This window comes from Aquiflexum balticum DSM 16537, from assembly GCF_900176595.1.
GTDB classification, from domain to species: domain Bacteria; phylum Bacteroidota; class Bacteroidia; order Cytophagales; family Cyclobacteriaceae; genus Aquiflexum; species Aquiflexum balticum.
In genome coordinates this window covers 3,915,840-3,937,093 of sequence record NZ_LT838813.1, presented here as the reverse complement: position 1 = coordinate 3,937,093, position 21,254 = coordinate 3,915,840, and the positions used below count along the sequence as shown (strand labels likewise).

The window sequence follows — 21,254 nt, the reverse complement described above, 5'->3', positions numbered from 1 at the left end:
ATCCAAGTTAAAATTTGAAGCAATGAAATTATTGAAGTTCATCGGGCAATTGGTAAATAAATCAAGCATAACCATTCTGTTTATTAGTATAGTCTTCCTGGTTTATGTGTTATTAATGAAGTACATCGACCACAGCACCCGATCGATTATTATACTTATTCCGGTACTGGCTCTTTGCAAGGTCATTTTCTTCACCTTCTTCACCTTCCGAAAGATGCAGGCTTTGATGAACCGCCTTGCTGGAATCAGTGAGGTGCTTTTGATTTTTGCATTACTGGTAGTCTTAATGAGCTTCTCATTTGCAACAGATTTCTCCTGTTTGGCAGAGTTTGACAGGCAATCATTTAAAGGGATAAGTGATAATACCAACATGTCTTCTTGGAAAAGGCTCTTTGATTACTTCTATCTGAGTGTTGTCACTTTCACTTCCCTAGGATATGGGGACATTGTGCCTCTTTCTATTCCTGCCAAGTTGCTAGTCATGATGGAAGTAGGTCTAAGTTTCCTGCTCGTGATTTTTGGCCTTTCAAATATCAAGTTGATTCAACATAAAATATCAAATACAATTCAATGAAAACTTGCTGTAAAACAGGAGATGAAAAAGCTCCTTCAACAATAAAAAAATGGGGCAGCCGGATTGCCTGAGGAATAGTCATTCTTCTGGTCACTGGTTTAGCCCTGATTCAAGTATTTAACCTTTAAACAAATAGAAAAATGAAAAAAACAATGATCATGCTATGCCTGGCTTTAGTAAGCTGGGGAGCAAACGCACAACACGACCATGCAGCGCATGGTGCACAAACAAGCAGTCAAACGATGGAACCAATGTTTAAAGACAAGGCATTGGGTTCTTCCTACACGCACTACATTCATTTGAAGAATGCTTTGGTGGCCTCTGATTTTCAGCAAGCAAAATCTGCTTCTGAATCTTTGGTGAAAGCTCTTCACAATGTAAAAGGAAGTGATAAAGTCCATATAGAGGCGGCCAAAGTTGCGCAGGCAGGTTCACTGGAAAACCAGCGAAAGGCTTTCACCGCCTTAAGCAATGAGATGGCCACTTTGGTGAAGGGTGCTGATATCAGCATGGGAGAACTCTATCTGGAATACTGCCCCATGGCCAACGGCAACACAGGAGGCTATTGGCTTTCCAATGAAAAGGATATCCGCAACCCCTACTTCGGTGACAAGATGCTGAAGTGCGGAAGCGTAAAAGAGACAATTAACTGACACAAGTCCTGGCATAAGGGATTGGGTTCACGATAAGCTGAGCCCGATCCTTACACCAGGCACAAATCAATGAGAAATGAAAAAGAACATCATTTTCAGCATCGTATTCCTTGGAGGAATGCTGCTGGTAGCACATGGGGGTCTTGGCACAGCCAAGTAGCAAGACAGAGCAACGCCTTATACATATCAATGGAAAAGGCGAGGTATCGGATGACCGGGGCACCAAACTCGGGTACATCAGTAAAGAAGACATAGTCTTTAACAATCAGGGTCAAAAACTGGGCTTTATCAAAAATGGTAAAGTGTATGATGCTGAAGGAAATTCCCTGGGCAAAGCCAAAAAAGATGGCCGCTATTACAACAATGATGGAGTTTTCATTTTGAGTACCAAAACGATGGGTGATAAATGTGAAATCCTGGATCTGGAAGGTCACAAGAAAGGCACGGTACACAAAAACTATAAACTACATGCGTGTGCTGCTCACTGTTTCTTCTTGGAACAGGAAATGAAAAAAGAGGAAGATAAGTAAAATTAAAGCCCTGTTGGAGAGTGGCTCTTGTGTAGGTTGTCATGCATACAATCCTGCCGCCACTCTTCCATCAGGCACCAAACAGAAAAGTCATGAAGAAGAAAACCAACAAGGACAACCCTAAGACATCTACCCGGAATCTGGTGTATGTCTACCTGACCATTGCGGCATTATTAGTGACAGCCACAGCATTGGTGTATTGGATTAACCATCAGCAGCTAAAGCCTTCTGTCAGCTATATCCAGGATGAAATTGAGCGACCAGTTGAACCAAGCCTGGTATGTATGGTCAATGACGCCTATATGGGTGTAGCCCAAATCCCGGTACCGGTCAATGGCAAAACCTATTATGGTTGCTGTGAAATGTGCGTGGATAAGCTTAACAACCTGGAAAGCGCAAGGATCGCGATTGACCCCTATAGTGGTAATCCTGTAGATAAATCAGAAGCATTTATAGTAGTGACTAACCAACAAGGTGCAGTTGCCTACTTTGAATCAGAGGCTAATTACAACGCATTTAAGAAAAACTAAAAACAATCCTTTAACCCAAAATCCATGAAATTGAAACTGCTTTTTTTAGGTCTTGCTGCCATAGTGGCCGTGAAGACTCAAGCGCAACAGTCGGATGAAATTAACAAGGTAAAACAAGTCCTGGAATCATACAAACAGGCCATTGAAAGCCTCGACACAACGGGCACAGGTAATTTATTTGTATCGCAATCAATTGTTATTGAATCAGGCAAAGTTGAAGGCCGATATCAGGACTATCTGGCCAACCACCTGGGCCCGGAGCTCCATCATTTCGAATCTTTCAAGTTTAGTGACTATGAAGTAGCCATTGAAGTCGCTTTGCCATTTGCCTTTGCTACTGAAACCTACAAATACACCATTGTGCTAAGCAAGGACAAGTCAGTTATTGAGCGAAAAGGAGTTGCCACCAGCATTTTGAAAAAAGAAAACGGTCAATGGAAAATATGGCAAACCCATTCATCAGCAAGAAAACCACAGACCAATCATTAACCAACTAAATAATATGACAATGAAAAATACTCTAAAAGCAGTTGTACTGGTATTATTTGCTACGGCAACCGTATCGGCTCATGACGGCCACAAAAGCAAACAAGACAGTACCGCCCAACAAGCGGATACCGTGATGAATGCTCATTCCACCGAGGAAGGGCATAAAGACCACACCCATACCAGCGAGGCAGACAGCCATGATGCGCATCCACAAGATGCACACCACGAAAAAAAGGTCACGGCTGATCTTGCGGACTTTCCCACAATCCATCCGTTAATTGTGCATTTCGCTATTGTATTGCTGATTGTGGGAGCCATTCTGGCGGTCGTCAATATCTTTTTCATCAAAAGGGAATTGGCGTGGACAGCATTCGCTATGGTGCTGGTAGGTTTTGTAGCTGCCTACTTAGCTGGCAGAAACTTCCATCCGCATACTCACGGACTAACAGAACATGCCAAGCTCGTATTGGAACAACACGACTTCTGGGCTGACTGGACAATCAATCTTGGGTTTATCGGCCTGCTGTTACAAGGGATCAATCTATTTATTTTCAAATCGAAAAGATGGGCAATGGCTATTGTGGCAGTTGTGCTATTGAGCGCAGCGTATGCTGTGGCACATGCAGGGCATTACGGAGCACAATTGGTACACATAGAAGGTGTAGGTCCGGAAGGTAAATTTTTAGAACTGGAGCATGACCACTAATTGACTTGAAATCACCAGTATGCCTGGGTTATTTTTTGATTCGGTACTTACCTGTCCGGTATGTGGCCAGCAGCAGGTTCGCAGAATACCTTATAACGAGCGGCTGGATAGCTTCATTTGTAAGGGATGCGAATGCGAGATTACGGTTCAGGGCGATCAATGCTGCATTTTTTGTGCATTCGGCTCACATAAATGTTTGGTCAGCCAAGGCTGGGAAAAATTAGAACAAAAACAATTGAGAGAAAAAATGAACCATGATGAACATAAGTCTGAGAAGAAATTCATCCCCGCACTCGGGTATGATTTTCTTACAGCATGGTACGATGCTACCATACGCATCACCATGCCGGAAAAGAAATTTAGAAACGAGTTAATTAACCGTTTAAAACCCGAACCTCTGGAGCAAATTTTTGAATTTGGTTATGGTACAGGAGCCAATCTGGCGATTGCCTCTTCACAGTCTCCCAACTCTTCATTTTTCGGATTGGACATTGATCCGAAAGTAAGGGAAATAGCTTTTTCAAAACTCAAAGACAAAGACATCTTGGTTGACCTCCAACTCTACAATGGAGATATTTTTCCCTATGATGATGCTGTTTTTGACAAGGCTTACAGTTGTCTGGTATTTCACCAATTGGATGATGAAACCAAGGCCACATTGTTTCAGGGAAATCTACCGTGTATTGAAGCCGGGCGGCAAGCTCATCATTGGCGATTGGGGCAAGGCAAAGAACCGATGGATGCGCACAGTTTTTTACACCGTGCAGCTTCTGGACGGTTTCAAAACCACCACAGCCAATGTGAAGGGCTTGCTGCCGGATTACATCCGTGAGGCAGGGTTTTCGGATGTGCAGGAGACAGGCTTTATTAATACCAGGATCGGGTCATTTTGCTATTATGAGGGAACTAAATCATTGAAAATCAAAAATCAAATTTAATTACGGAAATCATGAACTTAAGATTCTACTATATTTTGACCATTTCTTTTTCGTTGCTTAGCCTGTCTACGAGGGCACAAAACCTCACTGAAAAATCAGTCGAAGGCAACACTGATAATCTTCCTGTAAGAGAATATGCCATTTCCATAAATGAGCTGGCAGTGAACAAGGCAGGCAAAGAAGTCATGGGAATGGCCATTAATGGCAGTGTCCCGGGACCCACACTTACTTTTACTGAAGGTGAATATGCCGTAATATATGTAAAAAACGAGATGGATGAAGAAACTTCCATTCACTGGCACGGTTTGTTGTTGCCAAATTTTTATGACGGGGTTCCTTACCTCACCACTCCGCCCATCGCGCCTGGGGAAACACAGAAGTACGAATTTCCCCTGAAACAAGCCGGTACCTATTGGTATCATTCACATACCATGCTGCAAGAGCAGAGTGGTGTTTTTGGCTCTATCGTCATCCATCCCAAAGAAGAAACCCTGGCTTACGATAAAGAACTTGTCATAATGCTATCTGACTGGACAAATGAAAAGCCCATGAACGTACTCCGTTTTTTGAAACGAGGAACTGAATGGTACAATTGGCGAAAAGGTACGGCTACCCCCTTAAATCAGGTTATTGCCAGAGGTGCAATGGGAGCACAGTTAAATTTCTGGAGGCAGAGAATGGAAAGTGCAGACATTGCCGATATATATTATCCTGCCTTTTTAGTTAATGGTGAACAAGTTCAGGAATATCCCAATTTCAAACCCGGAGAAAAGGTTAGGCTTAGAATTATTAACGGGGCAGCTTCTACCTCGTTTTGGATGACGTTTGGTGGTGAAGAGCCGACCTTAGTTGCGGCCGATGGACTAAATGTTGAGCCGGTCAAGCGCAATAAAACATTTATTGCCATTGCGGAAACCTACGATTTTATTGTAAGTATTCCGGAAAGTGGAAAGATGGAATTTCGGGCCACCGCTCAGGATGGTTCAGGAACAGCCTCTGCTTTTTTGGGCCAAGGAGAAGTTTTAGCAGCCGAAGATGTTCCCCGCCCTGATAAAATAGGGATGATGATGCAAATGGCAAAAATGGACATGCGCATGGGGGCTCCTGCCCTAAAATTTAATCCTAAAAAGGACGATCCCCAAAAAATGATGGAGAACTGGGGAATGCAAATGAAAGGCGACAAAAACCCGGATAATGATATGCCGGGTATGAATATGGCCGGAAATAAGGAAGAGGTCTCCCAAATGGATCATTCCTCAATGGATATGTCTGATGATAAAAACTCCAAAATGGATCCGCCAAGTGCTCCCATGGCTGAAATGCCCGGGATGGAAAACATGGACATGTTTTCAGAATACAATTATAATTACCTCAAATCACCTAATAAAACGGTTTACGAAAAGGATGTTCCAGTCAATGAAATCCTGCTCAATCTTACTGGGAATATGAACCGCTACATCTGGAGCATGAATGGGATTCCACTGTCAGAAACTGACAAGATAAAAATCAAAGAGCGGCAAATTACCCGAATCACCCTCAATAACCTGACTATGATGCACCACCCTATGCACTTACACGGCCATTTTTTCCGTGTCATCAACGAAAACGGGGACTACTCGCCCCTGAAGCATACGGTGAATGTACCCCCGATGCAGAAAGTTACAATTGAGTTTTACGGGAACGAATATGGAGATTGGTTCTTTCATTGTCATCTTCTTTATCACGTGATGGGAGGAATGGCACGTGTAGTCAGCTATGATACCCCGGAAGACCCTAGAATGAAACCCTTTCCAATTTCCAAACTGATTCACGAAACCAACCGCTTCTATAGTTGGGGAATGGCAGATGTTGCTTCACATAATACAACCGTAAATCTGACCACCTCAAACATCCGCAATCAATTCAATTTATCAATGGAATACGGATGGAATCAGAACCTGGAAGCTGAATTTTCTTATGAGTATTATCTGTACGATTATTTGAGGGTTTTTGGAGGTATTAATGTTGAGAATACCACCAGGAATAGTTTGGATGATATGAAGACAATTGCCGTGGCTGGTATCCGGTGGTTTACACCTTATATGTTCAATGTTGACCTAAGGATAGATAATGAGCTTCGGCCTAGAATTGGAATCGGTCGATCGCTGATGATATTTCCGAAGTTATCAATTTTTGGCTATTACGAATATCAAATTGATGCAGGATTGGTAAACGGTCTGGAGGCCGGCCAAAATTACAAAGAAGAAATTGTATGGAGTGCCGGTGCACAATACATGCTTTCTAAGAATTTTTCACTGATGACAAGCTATGACAACCGCTTCGGAGCAGGGGGCGGATTATCTGTCATGTTTTAATTAGGAAGTTATGGAAGAAAGTTATAAAAAAGGAAGTTTAAGTTTATTAGGATCAATTGCTTTAGGCACTGGTGTAATGATCGGTGCAGGAATCTTTGCATTATTGGGCCAGGTGGCTGAACTGTCAGGGACCTGGTTTCCTTACATTTTCGTTTTGGGAGCTCTCATTTCAGCATTTAGTGCTTACTCCTACATCAAAGTTTCTAATACTTATCCTTCGGCTGGGGGGATAGCCATGATTTTGAAAAAAGCTTATGGTAAATCAACCATAACAGCTTCTGCATCATTATTAATGGCACTATCCATGGTAATCAACGAAAGCCTGGTTGCCAGAACTTTTGGCTCTTATACCCTACAACTGTTCGAAGTTGAAAACAAGGAACTTTGGATTCCCATATTGGGTGTTGCTCTTTTGGTTAGCGCTTTTTTGATTAACATATCTGGCAACAAGCTGATAGGAAAGTCATCACAGTTCATGTCATTTATCAAAATTATCGGAATTCTGATTTTTGCCATAGGAGCTCTCTGGGCAGTGGGTTTTTCTCTGGAAGGGTTGATACCAAAAGCCATCAAAAACACTGATTATTCAGCAACCAGTTATATTGGGGCTTTAGCACTTTCCATTTTGGCCTACAAAGGATTCACTACGATTACTAATAGTGGTGGCGAAATTACAGAACCCAAAAAAAATGTTGGCCGGTCTATTATTATTTCTTTATTGATATGCACAGTGGTGTATTTTATGGTTGCTTTCGCTGTAAACTCAAGCCTTACAATCTCTGAAATTATTCAGGCCAAAGATTACTCACTTGCTGAAGCTGCCAAGCCTGCTTTCGGTAGTTACGGACTTTACTTCACTGTGGCGATTGCCATTATAGCTACTATTTCGGGAGTGATTGCCAGCATTTTTGCAGTCTCTCGTATGACGGCTATGCTTACAGATATGGAACTTATTCCACATAGTCATTTGGGCATGTCAGGCCGAATACAGAAGCATATGTTGGTGTATGTGGTGTTTATCGCTATTATCCTGACTATTTTTTTTGATCTGACCAGAATTGCTTCCATAGGAGCTATTTTTTATTTGGTGATGGACATCATTATTCATTGGGGTGTATATAAGTATTTGAGGAAAGAGGTGAAAGCCAATGGAACAATTGTACTCACAGCGATGGTGTTGGATTTCATCGTATTGGCAGCGTTCTTATGGATCAAGGCATCGTCTGACCTGTTGGTTCTTTTTGTTTCTGCATCTGTGATACTACTAGTTTTCGCAGGTGAAAAATGGTTCTTAAGTCGGACAGATAAATCCACCTAAAAAAATGAAACGAAACAGAAACTACTACATCCGAAAAATACACCGGTATCTGGGGATTTTTATAGGCATTCAGTTTATTGGGTGGACGGTCAGCGGCCTCTATTTCAGTTGGACGGATATTGACGAAATCCATGGAGACCAGTTCCACCATGAGCATGTCATACCGCATTCATCCAGGAACTTGGTCAGTCCGGCACAATTGGATTCAACGATTGGTATTTCATCCCTTGAGCTTCGCTACATCAATCACCAACCGCATTATTGGGTCAACGATAGCCTGCTTTTTAATGCAGAAACCGGGCAAATAAAGAAAGGTATAACCGAAAAAGAGGCGACTGAAATCGCAAAGAACCATCTCGTAGAAAACATGGAAATCCTGAAAACAGAACTGATTAATGAAACCGGCAACCATCATGAGTACCGTGGCTGGCCGCTACCAGCCTGGGCTGTCCACTTTGATCATCCCGACAAACTGGTAGCATACATAGATGCCTCCAATGGCCGCTTTGAGCGGGTAAGGCACAGCAGTTGGCGCTGGTTCGACTTTCTTTGGATGTTTCACACCATGGATTATGCCGGGCGGGACAACTTTAACAATTGGCTGCTCAGGGCATTTTCAGTCTTTGGCCTATTTACAGTGCTATCAGGCTTTACACTTTACGCAGTATCCTCTAAAACTTTCTTAAAAACCACTTCAAAACTTAAAAAGAAAAAATGATGAACAAACTGATTTACACACTTGCACTGGGATTGCTGATCGCATCCTGCCAAAACAAAAAAAGCGAACACGGTGAGCATGAGCACCATCAGCCGGAAAAAGCACCTACTGAACAATCGGACAACTCGAAAAAGAGCATTCCTCAGGAAGCGCATGGCAATGTGGGTAATGCCCATGTTTCTATTAACTACCATTCACCAGCCGTTAGAGGTAGGGTCATTTGGGGAGGCTTAGTACCCTATGATGAGGTTTGGGTAACCGGGGCACACAGTGCCACCACGATAGAATTTTCCAAAGTAATCCAAATCGAAGAAACTACGATCCCAAAAGGAAAATATGCGTTCTTTACCATTCCCGGACAGGAACGTTGGACATTGATCCTGAACAAAAACTGGGAGCAGCACCTGGCAGATGATTACGACCAGGCAGAGGATGTCATCAGGATTGAGGTAACACCGGAAACGGAAATGCCACTTACCGAACGACTAACTTATACCATTGAAGACAAGGGAGAGGGCTCAGGTGCTATCCGCATGTCATGGGAAAAGCTCAGTATTTCCCTTCCCTTTAAAACAGATTAAACACTAAAAATTTTCACTCATGGAAAAGCATAACCACGACCATCAAAAGCATCACCATCATGAGCATGGTAGCGAGACTAAAAAGTCCCATTCATCAGGGCATCAAACCAACAACAAATCAGACCATCAGCATGGACACCACGATCACCATGCCATGATGATCGAAGATTTCAAAAAGCGTTTTTGGATTTCTCTGGTGCTCACTGTACCGATTCTGGCACTATCTCACATGATCCAGCAATTAATTGGATTTGAGATTACCTTTTTCGGTGATCAGTATGTACTTTTTGGCCTTTCGTCTATCCTCTTTTTCTATGGAGGATGGCCTTTCCTCAAAGGACTTTGGGACGAGCTAAAAGACAAAAACCCGGGAATGATGACCCTGATCGCAGTGGCCATTACCGTGGCTTACGTGTACAGCTCGGCAGTGGTTTTTGGTTTGGAGGGAATGGACTTCTTCTGGGAGTTGGCTACTCTGATTGTCATCATGCTGCTAGGGCATTGGATCGAGATGAAATCGGTCATGGGTGCATCAAGAGCGCTCGAATTACTGGTGCAGATGATGCCTTCCGAAGCGCATTTGGTACAAGGAGACCAAATCAAGGACATCAAGGTTGATCAACTGAAAAAGGAGGATATCATCCTGATAAAAGCCAATGAGAAAATACCTGCGGACGGCACAGTGGTGGATGGGGAAAGCCACCTGGACGAAAGCATGCTCACCGGTGAGAGCAAGCCGGTGAAAAAATCCAAAGGAGACCAGGTCATTGGTGGATCGGTAAATGGCAGCCAGTCCATCAAAGTAAAGGTGTCCAAAACCGGCAAAGAAAGCTACCTAAACAAAGTGATCACTTTGGTGGAAGAGGCTCAGAAAGCCAAATCCAAAACCCAAAATCTGGCCAACATTGCCGCCAGATGGCTCACGTTCATCGCCATTGGTGCCGGTACAGCTACGCTGGTGACCTGGATCAGCTTGGGTAAACCACTTGATTTTGCCCTTGAACGAATGGTGACCGTCATGGTTATTTCCTGTCCACACGCATTGGGTTTGGCCATTCCATTGGTCGTAGCAATTTCCACAGCTGTTTCCGCAAGCAAAGGCTTGCTAATCCGTAACCGTACCGCTTTTGAAAATGCCCGGAAAATTACTGCAATGGTATTTGACAAGACCGGGACTCTGACCGAAGGGAAGTTTGGGGTTTCACGATATGAGAGTCTGACGGATGATATAGACAAAGAAGAGCTATTGGCCTTTGCCGCTTCGTTGGAGCAGCAGTCCGAGCATCCAATTGCTCAAGGCATTGTGAAAGTAGCGAAAGAGGCAGGTCTGACATTGAAAAAGGTTGAAAATTTTGAATCGCTGACGGCCAAGGGTATTCAGGGCAAGATCGATGGGAAAAGCTGGAAGGTGGTCAGCCCAAGGTACCTGAAGGAAAACAAAATAGAGATACCAGAAAAAGCTGGCTCTGATGCAGCTGAAACCATAGTGTTTGCCCTCAGGGAAGAAAAACTTATTGGGTTCATTGCCCTGTCGGATAAGATCAGGGAAGAAAGCTCCAAGGCCATCGAAACGCTTCGGGAAAAAGGTATGAAACTGTATATGGCCACTGGTGACAATGAGAAAACGGCCAAAGCAGTAAGCGATAAACTTGGGCTGGATGGCTACTATAGCGAGGTGCTTCCACACCAAAAAGTAGAGATTATCAAGAAGCTTCAGAAGGAAGGCCACTTTGTGGCTATGACGGGTGATGGGGTAAATGATGCCCCTGCATTGGCACAAGCCAATGTGGGCATTGCTGTAGGTTCCGGTACCGATGTGGCTGCCGAGACAGCCGATATCATATTGGTCAACAGCAACCCAAAAGACATTGCCAACCTGGTACTGTTTGGCAGGGCCACCTACAACAAAATGATCCAGAACCTCGCTTGGGCTACCGGCTACAACGCGATTGCATTGCCGCTGGCCACAGGCTTTATTCCAGGTCTGGTGATCAGTCCTGCAATAGGTGCAGTATTCATGAGCCTGAGTACGGTCATTGTGGCCATTAATGCACAATTGCTGAAAAGGAAGATGTTGTTATAACGCTGCTATTTTTTTGAAATAAGGATAGTGCAATGGTAGTGAAAAAAAATGCACTACCCTTGCACCTTTATTTTGCGTATATTTGCAGGCAAATGAATTCCATCTTATCCATATCGTTCAGTTTTCTGTTCCTGATGCAGGCAACGGCACCTGGTATGGATTTATGTTGCGAGCTGCAAAAGCTCCCCAACCTTTTTGATCACTACGAAGAACATCAGGAATTTGATGGGGATTCATTTTTGGATTTTTTGGCTGAAGATTATTTCAATGATACGGGTGATGCTCAAGGGCACCACGATGATTCTGATCACGATGATCTACCCTTTCATGGCCAGCACCAGTGCTGTCACGTCCACATTTTCATGACCCCTTTACTGGGGCAGCCAGAAATAGCCACTTTACACTTTTCTACCCAAACCAAGGGTAGTCATTATAATTTTTCTCTTTGTTCTGAGTACTCAGAATCTCCTTTCCAGCCCCCCAAGGCCTGATTTACCGGACACTTTAATATGAGCCTTTTACTTCATTGCACTGCGCAATGAAGTAAAGATTTAGTCTTTTTATTGCCGTCCGGCATCCCTCCGATGGGCATTTTCGCCCCATTCAATTCATTAAAATCAGGATTCAAAATGCAAAATAAATGCTGGATAAAATCATTCAATTTTCGGTCAAGAACAAACTGATCATTGGCCTGCTTACGCTGGCGCTCATAGGCGTAGGCATCTACTCCATGTCCACAGTCAACCTGGGCTCGGTCCCGGATATTACCAATAACCAGGTACAGGTGATGACCGTATCGCCTAACCTGGCCACAGAAGATATTGAACAGTTTGTAACCTACCCGGTGGAACTGGCTATGGGAAACCTGCCCGGAGTAGATGAGATACGCTCCATTTCCCGGTTTGGCCTTTCGGTGGTCACCATCGTTTTTGAAGACGATATGGGCACTTACCTGCCCCGCCAACTGGTACAGGAAAAACTGAACGAATTAAAAGAGACCATACCGGAGAAATTCGGCAGCCCCACAATGGGTCCGATCTCTACCGGGCTGGGTCAGATCTATGAATACACCATTCAGCCACTGGAGGGTTATGATTCATTGTATTCCCCGATGGAGCTGCGTACCATACAGGACTGGATCGTAAAAAGACAGTTGACGCTACTTGATGGTGTAGTGGAAGTTAACTCCTTTGGTGGCTACATCAAGCAATATGAAATAGCGATCAATCCCGAGAAGCTCAACGCCCTGAACGTGAGCATCTCCCAGGTATATGAGGCCCTGGCAAGAAATAATGTGAATACGGGGGGCGCTTATATTGAAAAGAACAGGATGTCCAACTTCATCAGGGGGGAAGGCCTGGTGCGCTCCCTGGATGATATCCGGAAGATTGTCATAAAAACGGAAAACGGCATCCCGGTCACTGTAGGTGATGTGGCGGAAAAAGTACATTTCGGACACCAGGTGCGCTACGGAGCTTTCACGCAGGATGGCAAAGAAGCAGTTGGTGGCATCATTATGATGCTGAAGGGTTCCAACCCGAATGCAGTGATACAGAATGTAAAAGAACGCATGGAAGAAGTGGAAAAGTCTCTTCCCGAAGGTCTGACGATCAATACGATTATCGACCAGAGCGATCTGATTTCCAGGACTACCGATACGGTAAAAACCAACCTGATTGAAGGAGCCCTGATCGTGATTTTTGCCCTGGTATTCCTGCTCGGCAGTTTGCGTGGAGGCATTATTACAGCTACCACCATTCCTCTTTCCTTACTCTTTGCCTTCATTTTAATGAAACAATTCAATGTTTGGGCCAACCTGATGAGCCTTGGAGCAATTGACTTTGGGATCATCATTGACGGGGCGGTGATCATCATTGAAGGCACGGTGTATGAAATTCAAAAGCGTATTCGCTCCGGTAAGTTAAAATTCAATCAGGAGGTAATGGATGAGGTGGCCTATGATTCAGGCAGCACCATGATGGGATCGGCCTTTTTCGGACAGATTATCATCCTCATTGTATTTACCCCCATCTTATTCCTTACCGGGGTGGAAGGTAAGATGTTTCAGCCGATGGCCTATACATTTGGCTTTGCCATGATTGGTGCCATTTTCCTTTGTCTGACGTATGTACCGATGATGTCGGCCTTGTTTATGAAACCTGTTCAAAACAAAAAGAACTGGTTTGGACGATTTGAACGCTGGCTGGAAAAGGTTAGTGATAAAATAATAGATGGCATTCAATGGGTTTATTTGCCTTTGCTAAAAGGTGCGCTGCGTTTTAAAGCAATTGTGATCACCGTAGCTATTGTGCTACTAGTAGCAGCCGGTTTCATTTTTTCACGTATGGGAGGGGAGTTTGTGCCACAGCTTGATGAAGGAGATATCGCGATGCAGGCACTCATCAGGCCCGGAAGTTCCCTAAGTGAGTCTAAAGAGGTATCAATCAAGATTGAGAACCTGTTGCTGGAAAGTTTTCCCGAAATAAAAACAGTAACTGCCAGAATTGGGGTGGCCGATATCCCTACGGACCCCATGCCGATGGATATAGCCGATATGTACCTCATATTGGAAAAAGATAAAGATAAATGGGTTTCAGCTGAAACCAAGGACGAGCTAATTGAGCAAATCAAGGAAAAGCTGGAAACCAATCTGACCGGGGTTAACCTGGTATTTACCCAGCCGGTAGAGCTGCGTTTTAATGAGTTGCTGGAAGGGGTACGGGAGGACATTGCCGTAAAACTCTATGGCGAAGACCTGGAAGTGCTTTCCGCAAAAGTGCAGGAAATGGCGGATATAATTTCTACCGTGCCAGGAGCCGGTGATGTAAACCCAGAACGTACATCAGGACTTCCCCAAATGACCGTTCGTTACAATCGGGATAAAATTGCCCAATATGGATTGGACATTCAAAAGATCAATGAGTATGTGAGTTCAGCCTTTGCAGGTGGTGTGGCCGGGGTGATTTTTGAAGGTGAAAAAAGATTTGATCTGGTCATCCGCTTTGATGAGGCGCACCGGAAAAGTATTGATGACCTGCGCACACTCTACATTGATCTACCCGATGGTACCCAAGTTCCGATAAAAGAAGTGGCCGACATTAGCTATGTGCCTGGCCCCATGCAGATCTCCCGGGACAATACGTATAGACGCACTTATGTGGGGGTCAATACAAGAGGTCGTGATGTGGAGTCAGTAGTAAACGATATTCAGGAAAAACTGGATGCACAACTAGACTTGCCTCCGGGTTATTATATTTCCTACGGTGGGGAGTTTGAAAACCTTGAGCGGGCTAAAAGCAGGTTAACAATTGTTGTTCCCATAGCACTCTTTTTGATCTTCATACTGCTTTATTTTGCGCTAAAGTCATTTTCTCAATCCATTATGATCTATATAGCTATTCCACTGGCAGCTATTGGGGGAGTATTTGCACTTTGGGTTAGAGATATGCCATTTAGTATTTCAGCGGGAGTTGGTTTTATTGTGCTTTTTGGTGTAGCTGTCCTGAACGGTTTGGTATTGATCAACCGATTTAATTCCCTAAAAGAGGAAGGAGTCACCAGCATCAGGGACCGCATTTTTACAGGAACTAAAGAACGGATCAGGCCTATCATGCTTACCGCAACCACGGATATTCTCGGATTTCTTCCTATGGCATTTTCAGCGTCTGCAGGAGCAGAAGTGCAGCGGCCTTTGGCTACTGTGGTAATTGGTGGTATGCTTACTGCCACCTTGCTTACGCTGGTAGTGCTGCCGGTGCTTTACACTTTTGTAGAAGGAAGAAGCGATAAAAGAAATAACCTGAGTGCACCAAATGTCAATGTGATCATCATATTGATTATTTGTGGTGGATTGTTTGGTGTACCGGCTATGGCTAATGCCCAGCAGCAGGAACAAAAGAATGACAGCCTACCAACGATTACATTAGAGCAAGCCAGGGAGAGGGCAATTGAGAGTTATCCAAAAATTCAATCAGCTCGCCTGGAAATAGAAAACCAGGAGGTACTGAAAAAAACAGCCTGGGACTTTGGTAACACACAAGTGTTTACCGGTAAAGAAGAGGTAGGAAATGGTTCAGAGATGAGTGCTGAGGGAGTATATACCAAAATCGGTATCCAACAGCAGATTGACATCTTTGGCATAGGGCCAAAGCTCAGGCTCCAGAAAGAACGGGTGGCACTGGCTGAAAAAGCACTTGACCTCTCCGTGATAGAGCTGGAGCGTGAAGTAAGCCGTGCCTGGGGCATAGCTTATGCCGCGAAAAATACTTATCGGGTCTATCAGCGGCTCGATTCTATTTTTATCGATATTGAGCGGGCGGCCCGTATCAGGCTGGAAACAGAAGCAACCTCCAAACTGGAATACCTGGCTACCTCCAATCAGGCTAACCAGGTGCAAATTCAAAAAGAGCAGGCTTACCGCGATTACCTGAGCGCTTTGCAAAGGCTCAACCTGTGGTTTGCCAACGATACGCTTTTTACGGTACCGGATATCCCGGCTGGTCAGTTGGATCAACCGCTAAATTATGCAGCGGATTCTCTGATAAGCCATCCTTTGCTCAATGTTTCAAAACAGCGGGTAAAGGTAGCAGATGCCACAATCAAAGAAAGGCGATCACAGTTTCTCCCACAGTTGCAAGGGCAGTATGGCTGGCAGCAGGTTGACGGACAGCCCGGCTTTTATCAATATCAGATTGGGATACGCTTTCCACTCTTTTTCGGGCCTGAGCTGGGCAGGACACAGTCTGCCAAAATCCAAAGGGATATAGCCAACCAAAACCTGCGCCAGACTCAACTGGAGCTAAACACAGCTTATCAGAATTCAAGAGAACAGTATTTGAAATGGCACAACTCCTGGGTTTATTATCGTGATGAAGCGCTTCCCCTGGCAGAGGAGCAAAGATCAGGGGCTATCGCGGCCTATCGTGAAGGCGCTATTGACTATGTGACGTTTCTACAAAACATCCGGGATGCCATACGCATAGAAGTGGACTCGTGGGATGCGTTTGGCAACTACCTGGACAGCCGCTATCAACTGGAATACTACTTAAGGACATCAAATTAACATCAACAGATAAAAAAATAGAGAACAATGAAAAAGCAAATCATATACATACTGGCGCTGGTACTTATGGTATCGGTATTTACAGGATGTGGCAGCAAATCGGCCGGTACTGAGGAAGCTGGTCATGAAGATCATGCAGAAGGAGAAGGCAGACATGAAGAAGAAGGCCACAGCGAAGAAGGGATGGCGGAGCTCCACCTTTCCAACCTTAAGTTTGAAAGTCTGGGCATTAAAGTGGATACATTGCCCACCCGAACCCTCTCCGGGACAGTAGAGGCCAACGGCCAGTTGGAAGTGCCACCTCAGCATAAGGCCACCGTTACAGCCATACTGGGAGCCAATGTTACTTCCATAAAAGTGATAGAGGGCGACAAGGTAAATAAGGGGCAGGTATTGGCCTACCTTTCCCACCCCAACCTGACCAACCTTCAAACCAACTATGTGAAGGCCCATAGCCGCCTGCAATACCTGGAAAAGGAGATGCAACGGCAGAAACGGTTGTATGAAGAAGAAGTAGGCTCAGGTAAAACTTACCAGGAAACGCTGGCCGATTACCAGGCGATGAAAGGGGAAGTGAAAGGCTATGAAGCCCAGTTGAAACAGCTCAGTCTGAATGTAGAAAAAGTGCAAGATGGAGATATCTACCAATATGTACCTGTGGTAAGTCCCATCAATGGCTACATAGAAAAAGTGAAGGTTCAGGTGGGACAGTTTGTTGATCCTCAGACTGAAATGTTCACGATCGTCAATACCGACCATATCCATGCTGATCTGATGGTGTTCGAAAAGGATGTATATAAAGTTAAAGAAGGTCAGAAAATAGCCTTTACTGTGGAGTCTGTTCCGGGGGCTACTTTGACTGCCAAAATTTTTTCGGTAGGCAAGCAGTTTGAGCAAAATCCGAGAGCGGTGCATGTGCATGCTGAGATCGATCAAAAAGAAGAATTTCTGATCCCCGGCATGTACATTAACGGTAAGATACGAACCGGTAATAATGAAGTAAAAGCATTACCGGAAGGTGCGATCATTGAAGAAGAGGGCAAGCCCTACATTTTTATGGCGGAAGCGCATGAAGAAGAGGGCAAAACCGAATGGGCGTTTAAAGCCGTGGAAATCCGAACAGGTATGACCGAAGACGGATGGGTTGAAATCAAACTGCTGGAACCTCTTCCAAAAGACGCTAAAGTGGCCTGGAACAATGCGTATTACCTGATTTCAGAGATGAAGAAAGGAGAAACGGAACATGAACACTAAAATGCACAAACTATGATCAAAGAACTCGAAAATAAACTCAAAGAAAAGGACATTCGCCCAACAGCCATGCGGCTGTTGGTGCTGGAAGCCCTGTTTGGTCAGGAGGCTGCCATCAGCCTTTCCGACCTGGAAAAAGCATTTGAAAAGTCTGACAGGGTGACACTATTCCGCACCATGAAAACCTTTCAGGAAAATGGACTGGTACACAGCATTGATGACGGTACCGGAGCGCCTAAATACGCTCTCTGCGAAGAGGGATGTGAATGCAATATCGAAAGGGACTTGCATGTGCATTTTCATTGCCGCGTATGCAGCGAAACCTTCTGTTTACCCAAATGCAAAATCCCGGAAATTAATCTGCCGACCAACTTCAAAAGCGAAGAAGCCAACCTGGTGGTAAAGGGTGTTTGTGGGAAGTGCACAGGTTGAAAATTGCAATTACTGTGCATTGGGTTTACACGTATTTTCAGGTAAAACACTTAACTGGGTGTGATTCAATGCTCATTATCACCCATGTCCCGGACTTCTTAAAACCAACACAATGGACAAAAACACGATCAATTGCAAACTCACAACTACTGAGCTGAGGCAAAGAAAAGCTACTGTGATAGCTTCATTAAAAGTGCGGGTATTGGAAAAACAGGAACTTGCCAATGGGTTCAGGTACAGATTTGACAGCTCGGATCAAACACTAGATCTGCTGAACAATTTCATCAAGACCGAACGGCTTTGTTGTGACTTTTTAATACTGGGTCTTACAGTTGCCCATCAGGATTCTCCGGTCTGGCTCGAATTATCAGGCCCGGAAGGCGCAAAGGACTTTATCAAAAACGAGATTGAATTTTAGAATTTAACCCAGGCCGATCAATCATGACCACTTTACTCACCGGTACCATCATGCTCAGCCTCCTTCATGGGCTGATCCCCAGCCACTGGCTGCCGGTACTGGCTTTGAAAGAAAGGTTTGGCTGGCAAGGAAGCAAGACGGTTCGCATTGCCTCTGTGGCGGCTTTGGCCCATTCGTTGAGTACGTTTATGCTAGGTGTATTTCTGGGCTTGTTCAGCCTGTCATTGGCGGAAACGCTGAACAGTTACACCCGTTGGGTCATTCCCTCATTGCTTATCGCCATCGGCTTGTATTTTATCATCCAGCACCACCATCACCACCACTTTCACATTGCTGAAAAACAAAAACTGGAAAAAGCTGGAGCAACACAAGTGGTGACCTTGCTGGTATTCATGATGTTTCTTTCGCCCTGCCTGGAGATTGAAGCCTACTTCCTGATGGCAGGGACGTACGGCTGGCCGATGATCCTGGCAGTGGGCCTGCTTTATACCATCGTTTCCGTGTTGGGGATCACCTTTTGGGTGTACCTGGCACAAAAAGGACTGCACCGCTTCAACTGGCACAGGCTGGAACACAATGCCGGGCTGGTTTCAGGAGGCATACTCATTCTTACAGGGATCATTTCCTTTTTCACACATTAAAACTGACAAGATCATGGCCAATACAAACAATATAGAAGACAAAGCTTGCTGTGATACCGACCAGCAACCAAACAAACAAAAGAAACAAGAAGAAAAAACCTCCTCCACTTTCCTGCAAACCTGGGGCAGTGGTATTGTGAGCCTTGCCATGCTGCTGGCCGGAATTGCGGCTGACCAGTTGGGACAGCCTGCATTTTTCCAGGGCTGGATCCGCATCTGTTGGTATGTGCTGGCCTATCTGCCTGTGGGCTGGCCGGTATTGGTCAAAGGCTGGAAGGCCATACTGAAGGGCGATGTGTTCACGGAATTTTTCCTCATGGGCATAGCCACGCTGGGTGCCTTTGCCATAGGCGAGTATCCCGAGGCAGTGGCAGTGATGCTTTTCTATGCCATCGGTGAGCTGTTTCAGGATGGAGCTGTGAACCGGGCCAAACGTAACATCAAAGCCCTGCTGGACATCCGTCCTGAATCGGCCTCCGTGCAACGAAACGGCCAAACGGTGACCGTACACCCGGAGGAAGTACAAACCGGGGAAACCATACAGGTTAAGCCCGGAGAAAAAGTGCCGCTCGATGGGGAAATGCTGAGCGAAAAAAGCAGCTTCAACACTTCGGCTCTGACGGGTGAAAGCAAACCGGCTACCTACAACAAAGGAGAAAATGTGCTGGCAGGCATGGTCAACCTCGACAGGCTGATTGAACTGAAAGTCACAAGGCTGTTCAACGAAAGTTCGCTGGCACGCATCCTGGAGCTGGTGCAGAACGCCACCGCCCGTAAGGCAAAAACCGAACAGTTCATCCGCAGGTTTGCGCGGGTTTACACGCCCATCGTTACTTTTCTTGCAGTTGGACTGGCCTTCCTGCCCTACTTTTTTGTAGAAAACTATGTGTTTGAAGACTGGCTTTACCGGGCATTGATCTTCCTGGTGATCTCCTGCCCCTGTGCGCTGGTGATCTCCATACCACTCGGCTACTTTGGAGGGATCGGGGCAGCTTCCCGCAAAGGGATACTATTCAAAGGCTCCAACTTTCTCGACCTCATGACAAAAGTCAATACCGTGGTGATGGACAAAACCGGAACCCTGACCAAAGGAGTATTTGAAGTGCAAAAAGCTGTAACCATGGACGGCATCACTATCGACTGGCTTAGCCTGGCGGCAGACATGGAAAGCAAATCCACCCACCCCATTGCCAAAGCGATTGTGGAGTATGCCAGGACGCAGGGCAAAGACATTTCAGAACCCGAACAACAGGAAGAAGTGGCAGGGCATGGCCTGAAAGGCAAGGTGCAGGGAAAGCAAGTGTTGATCGGCAATCAAAAACTGATGGCCAAGGAAGGAATCGTTACCTGTGCTGATGCTGCCGGGGAGGTCAATACCGTCATCCATGCGGCAGTAGGCGGAAAATATGCGGGATACCTGGTGATAGCAGATGAACTCAAAGAGGATGCCTCACAGGCCATAGAAGCCATACGCAAATCAGGGGTTCGGGAACTGATCATGCTGTCCGGAGATAAGGACGCTGTGACCCAGCAAGTGGCAAAAACACTTGGTATAGACAAGGCATTTGGCGACTTGCTGCCCGAACAAAAGGTACAGAAAGTGGAAGAATTGAAAAAAGACGCCAACCGTGTCATCGCCTTTGTGGGAGACGGCATCAATGATGCCCCTGTATTGGCACTGGCCGATGTGGGCATGGCCATGGGCGGCCTGGGCAGTGATGCCGCCATCGAGACGGCCGATGTGGTCATCCAGACCGACCAGCCTTCCAAAATTGCCACGGCCATCCAGCTCGGCAAGCAAACCAAACGGATCGTATGGCAAAATATCAGCCTAGCTTTTGGGGTGAAGCTTATTGTGCTGGCACTTGGAGCCGGAGGCCTGGCCACAATGTGGGAAGCCGTCTTTGCTGATGTAGGTGTGGCATTATTGGCTATTTTAAATGCAGTAAGGATACAGCAAAATTAACTTAGAACAT

The 21,254-nt window shown here is 45.3% G+C and carries 19 protein-coding genes and 1 pseudogene; all 20 read left to right on the top strand.

Going from position 1 to position 21,254, the window contains the following annotated elements; all coding sequences use genetic code 11:
- The first annotated feature begins 22 nt into the window (after nucleotides 1-22).
- The 20 genes and pseudogenes from B9A52_RS16545 (at nucleotide 23) to B9A52_RS16455 (ending at nucleotide 21,244) form a co-directional block, all read left to right on the top strand.
- The gene (locus B9A52_RS16545; protein ID WP_084121524.1) at nucleotides 23-574 is read left to right on the top strand and encodes a potassium channel family protein; all 552 of its coding nucleotides are present in this window, start codon (nucleotides 23-25) and stop codon (nucleotides 572-574) included.
- Between the two features lie 152 nt (nucleotides 575-726).
- Nucleotides 727-1,227, top strand: coding sequence for a DUF3347 domain-containing protein (locus B9A52_RS16540; protein WP_231955264.1), 501 nt, complete (start codon nucleotides 727-729; stop codon nucleotides 1,225-1,227).
- 143 nt (nucleotides 1,228-1,370) lie between these two features.
- A complete protein-coding gene (locus B9A52_RS16535) occupies nucleotides 1,371-1,757 on the top strand; it encodes a 5-fold beta-flower protein (protein ID WP_157370187.1) in 387 nt (128 codons plus the stop codon).
- 92 nt (nucleotides 1,758-1,849) lie between these two features.
- A complete protein-coding gene (locus B9A52_RS16530) occupies nucleotides 1,850-2,287 on the top strand; it encodes a hypothetical protein (protein ID WP_084123564.1) in 438 nt (145 codons plus the stop codon).
- 24 nt (nucleotides 2,288-2,311) lie between these two features.
- Nucleotides 2,312-2,776 (top strand): nuclear transport factor 2 family protein, encoded by a 465-nt coding sequence (locus B9A52_RS16525; RefSeq protein WP_231955263.1) that lies wholly within the window; start codon nucleotides 2,312-2,314, stop codon nucleotides 2,774-2,776.
- 19 nt (nucleotides 2,777-2,795) lie between these two features.
- Nucleotides 2,796-3,482: a heme-copper oxidase family protein gene (locus B9A52_RS16520; RefSeq protein ID WP_084121521.1), complete on the top strand. Its 687-nt coding sequence runs from the start codon at nucleotides 2,796-2,798 to the stop codon at nucleotides 3,480-3,482.
- Nucleotides 3,483-3,501: 19 nt separating this feature from the next.
- Nucleotides 3,502-4,086: pseudogene (locus tag B9A52_RS16515) on the top strand (class I SAM-dependent methyltransferase); the annotation flags it as partial.
- A complete protein-coding gene (locus B9A52_RS26565; protein WP_394334856.1) occupies nucleotides 4,049-4,420 on the top strand; it encodes a class I SAM-dependent methyltransferase in 372 nt (123 codons plus the stop codon). The pseudogene B9A52_RS16515 and the gene B9A52_RS26565, both read left to right, overlap by 38 nt.
- 11 nt (nucleotides 4,421-4,431) lie before the next feature.
- The gene (locus tag B9A52_RS16510) at nucleotides 4,432-6,774 is read left to right on the top strand and encodes a multicopper oxidase domain-containing protein (RefSeq protein ID WP_084121520.1); all 2,343 of its coding nucleotides are present in this window, start codon (nucleotides 4,432-4,434) and stop codon (nucleotides 6,772-6,774) included.
- A 10-nt stretch (nucleotides 6,775-6,784) separates the two neighbouring features.
- The gene (locus B9A52_RS16505; protein ID WP_084121519.1) at nucleotides 6,785-8,092 is read left to right on the top strand and encodes an APC family permease; all 1,308 of its coding nucleotides are present in this window, start codon (nucleotides 6,785-6,787) and stop codon (nucleotides 8,090-8,092) included.
- A 4-nt stretch (nucleotides 8,093-8,096) separates the two neighbouring features.
- Nucleotides 8,097-8,810, top strand: a complete 714-nt coding sequence (locus B9A52_RS16500) for a PepSY domain-containing protein (RefSeq protein WP_084121518.1) — start codon at nucleotides 8,097-8,099, stop codon at nucleotides 8,808-8,810.
- Nucleotides 8,807-9,391, top strand: a complete 585-nt coding sequence (locus tag B9A52_RS16495) for a DUF2911 domain-containing protein (RefSeq protein ID WP_231955261.1) — start codon at nucleotides 8,807-8,809, stop codon at nucleotides 9,389-9,391. The genes B9A52_RS16500 and B9A52_RS16495 overlap by 4 nt, the downstream gene beginning before the upstream one ends.
- Nucleotides 9,392-9,410: 19 nt before the next feature.
- Nucleotides 9,411-11,474, top strand: coding sequence for a copper-translocating P-type ATPase (locus tag B9A52_RS16490; RefSeq protein WP_084121517.1), 2,064 nt, complete (start codon nucleotides 9,411-9,413; stop codon nucleotides 11,472-11,474).
- 92 nt (nucleotides 11,475-11,566) lie between these two features.
- Nucleotides 11,567-11,965: a hypothetical protein gene (locus B9A52_RS16485; RefSeq protein WP_157370186.1), complete on the top strand. Its 399-nt coding sequence runs from the start codon at nucleotides 11,567-11,569 to the stop codon at nucleotides 11,963-11,965.
- A 149-nt stretch (nucleotides 11,966-12,114) separates the two neighbouring features.
- Nucleotides 12,115-16,536, top strand: coding sequence for a CusA/CzcA family heavy metal efflux RND transporter (locus B9A52_RS16480; RefSeq protein WP_084121515.1), 4,422 nt, complete (start codon nucleotides 12,115-12,117; stop codon nucleotides 16,534-16,536).
- Nucleotides 16,537-16,563: 27 nt separating this feature from the next.
- Entirely contained in the window at nucleotides 16,564-17,790 is a 1,227-nt protein-coding gene (locus B9A52_RS16475; RefSeq protein WP_084121514.1) for an efflux RND transporter periplasmic adaptor subunit, read from the top strand.
- A gap of 12 nt (nucleotides 17,791-17,802) precedes the next feature.
- Nucleotides 17,803-18,219 (top strand): Fur family transcriptional regulator, encoded by a 417-nt coding sequence (locus B9A52_RS16470; RefSeq protein ID WP_084121513.1) that lies wholly within the window; start codon nucleotides 17,803-17,805, stop codon nucleotides 18,217-18,219.
- A gap of 112 nt (nucleotides 18,220-18,331) precedes the next feature.
- Complete coding sequence (locus B9A52_RS16465; RefSeq protein ID WP_084121512.1) at nucleotides 18,332-18,637, top strand: hypothetical protein; 306 nt, start codon at nucleotides 18,332-18,334, stop codon at nucleotides 18,635-18,637.
- Between the two features lie 23 nt (nucleotides 18,638-18,660).
- Nucleotides 18,661-19,278, top strand: coding sequence for a hypothetical protein (locus B9A52_RS16460; protein WP_084121511.1), 618 nt, complete (start codon nucleotides 18,661-18,663; stop codon nucleotides 19,276-19,278).
- Nucleotides 19,279-19,291: 13 nt separating this feature from the next.
- Complete coding sequence (locus B9A52_RS16455) at nucleotides 19,292-21,244, top strand: heavy metal translocating P-type ATPase (protein ID WP_157370184.1); 1,953 nt, start codon at nucleotides 19,292-19,294, stop codon at nucleotides 21,242-21,244.
- Nucleotides 21,245-21,254: the final 10 nt, after the last annotated feature.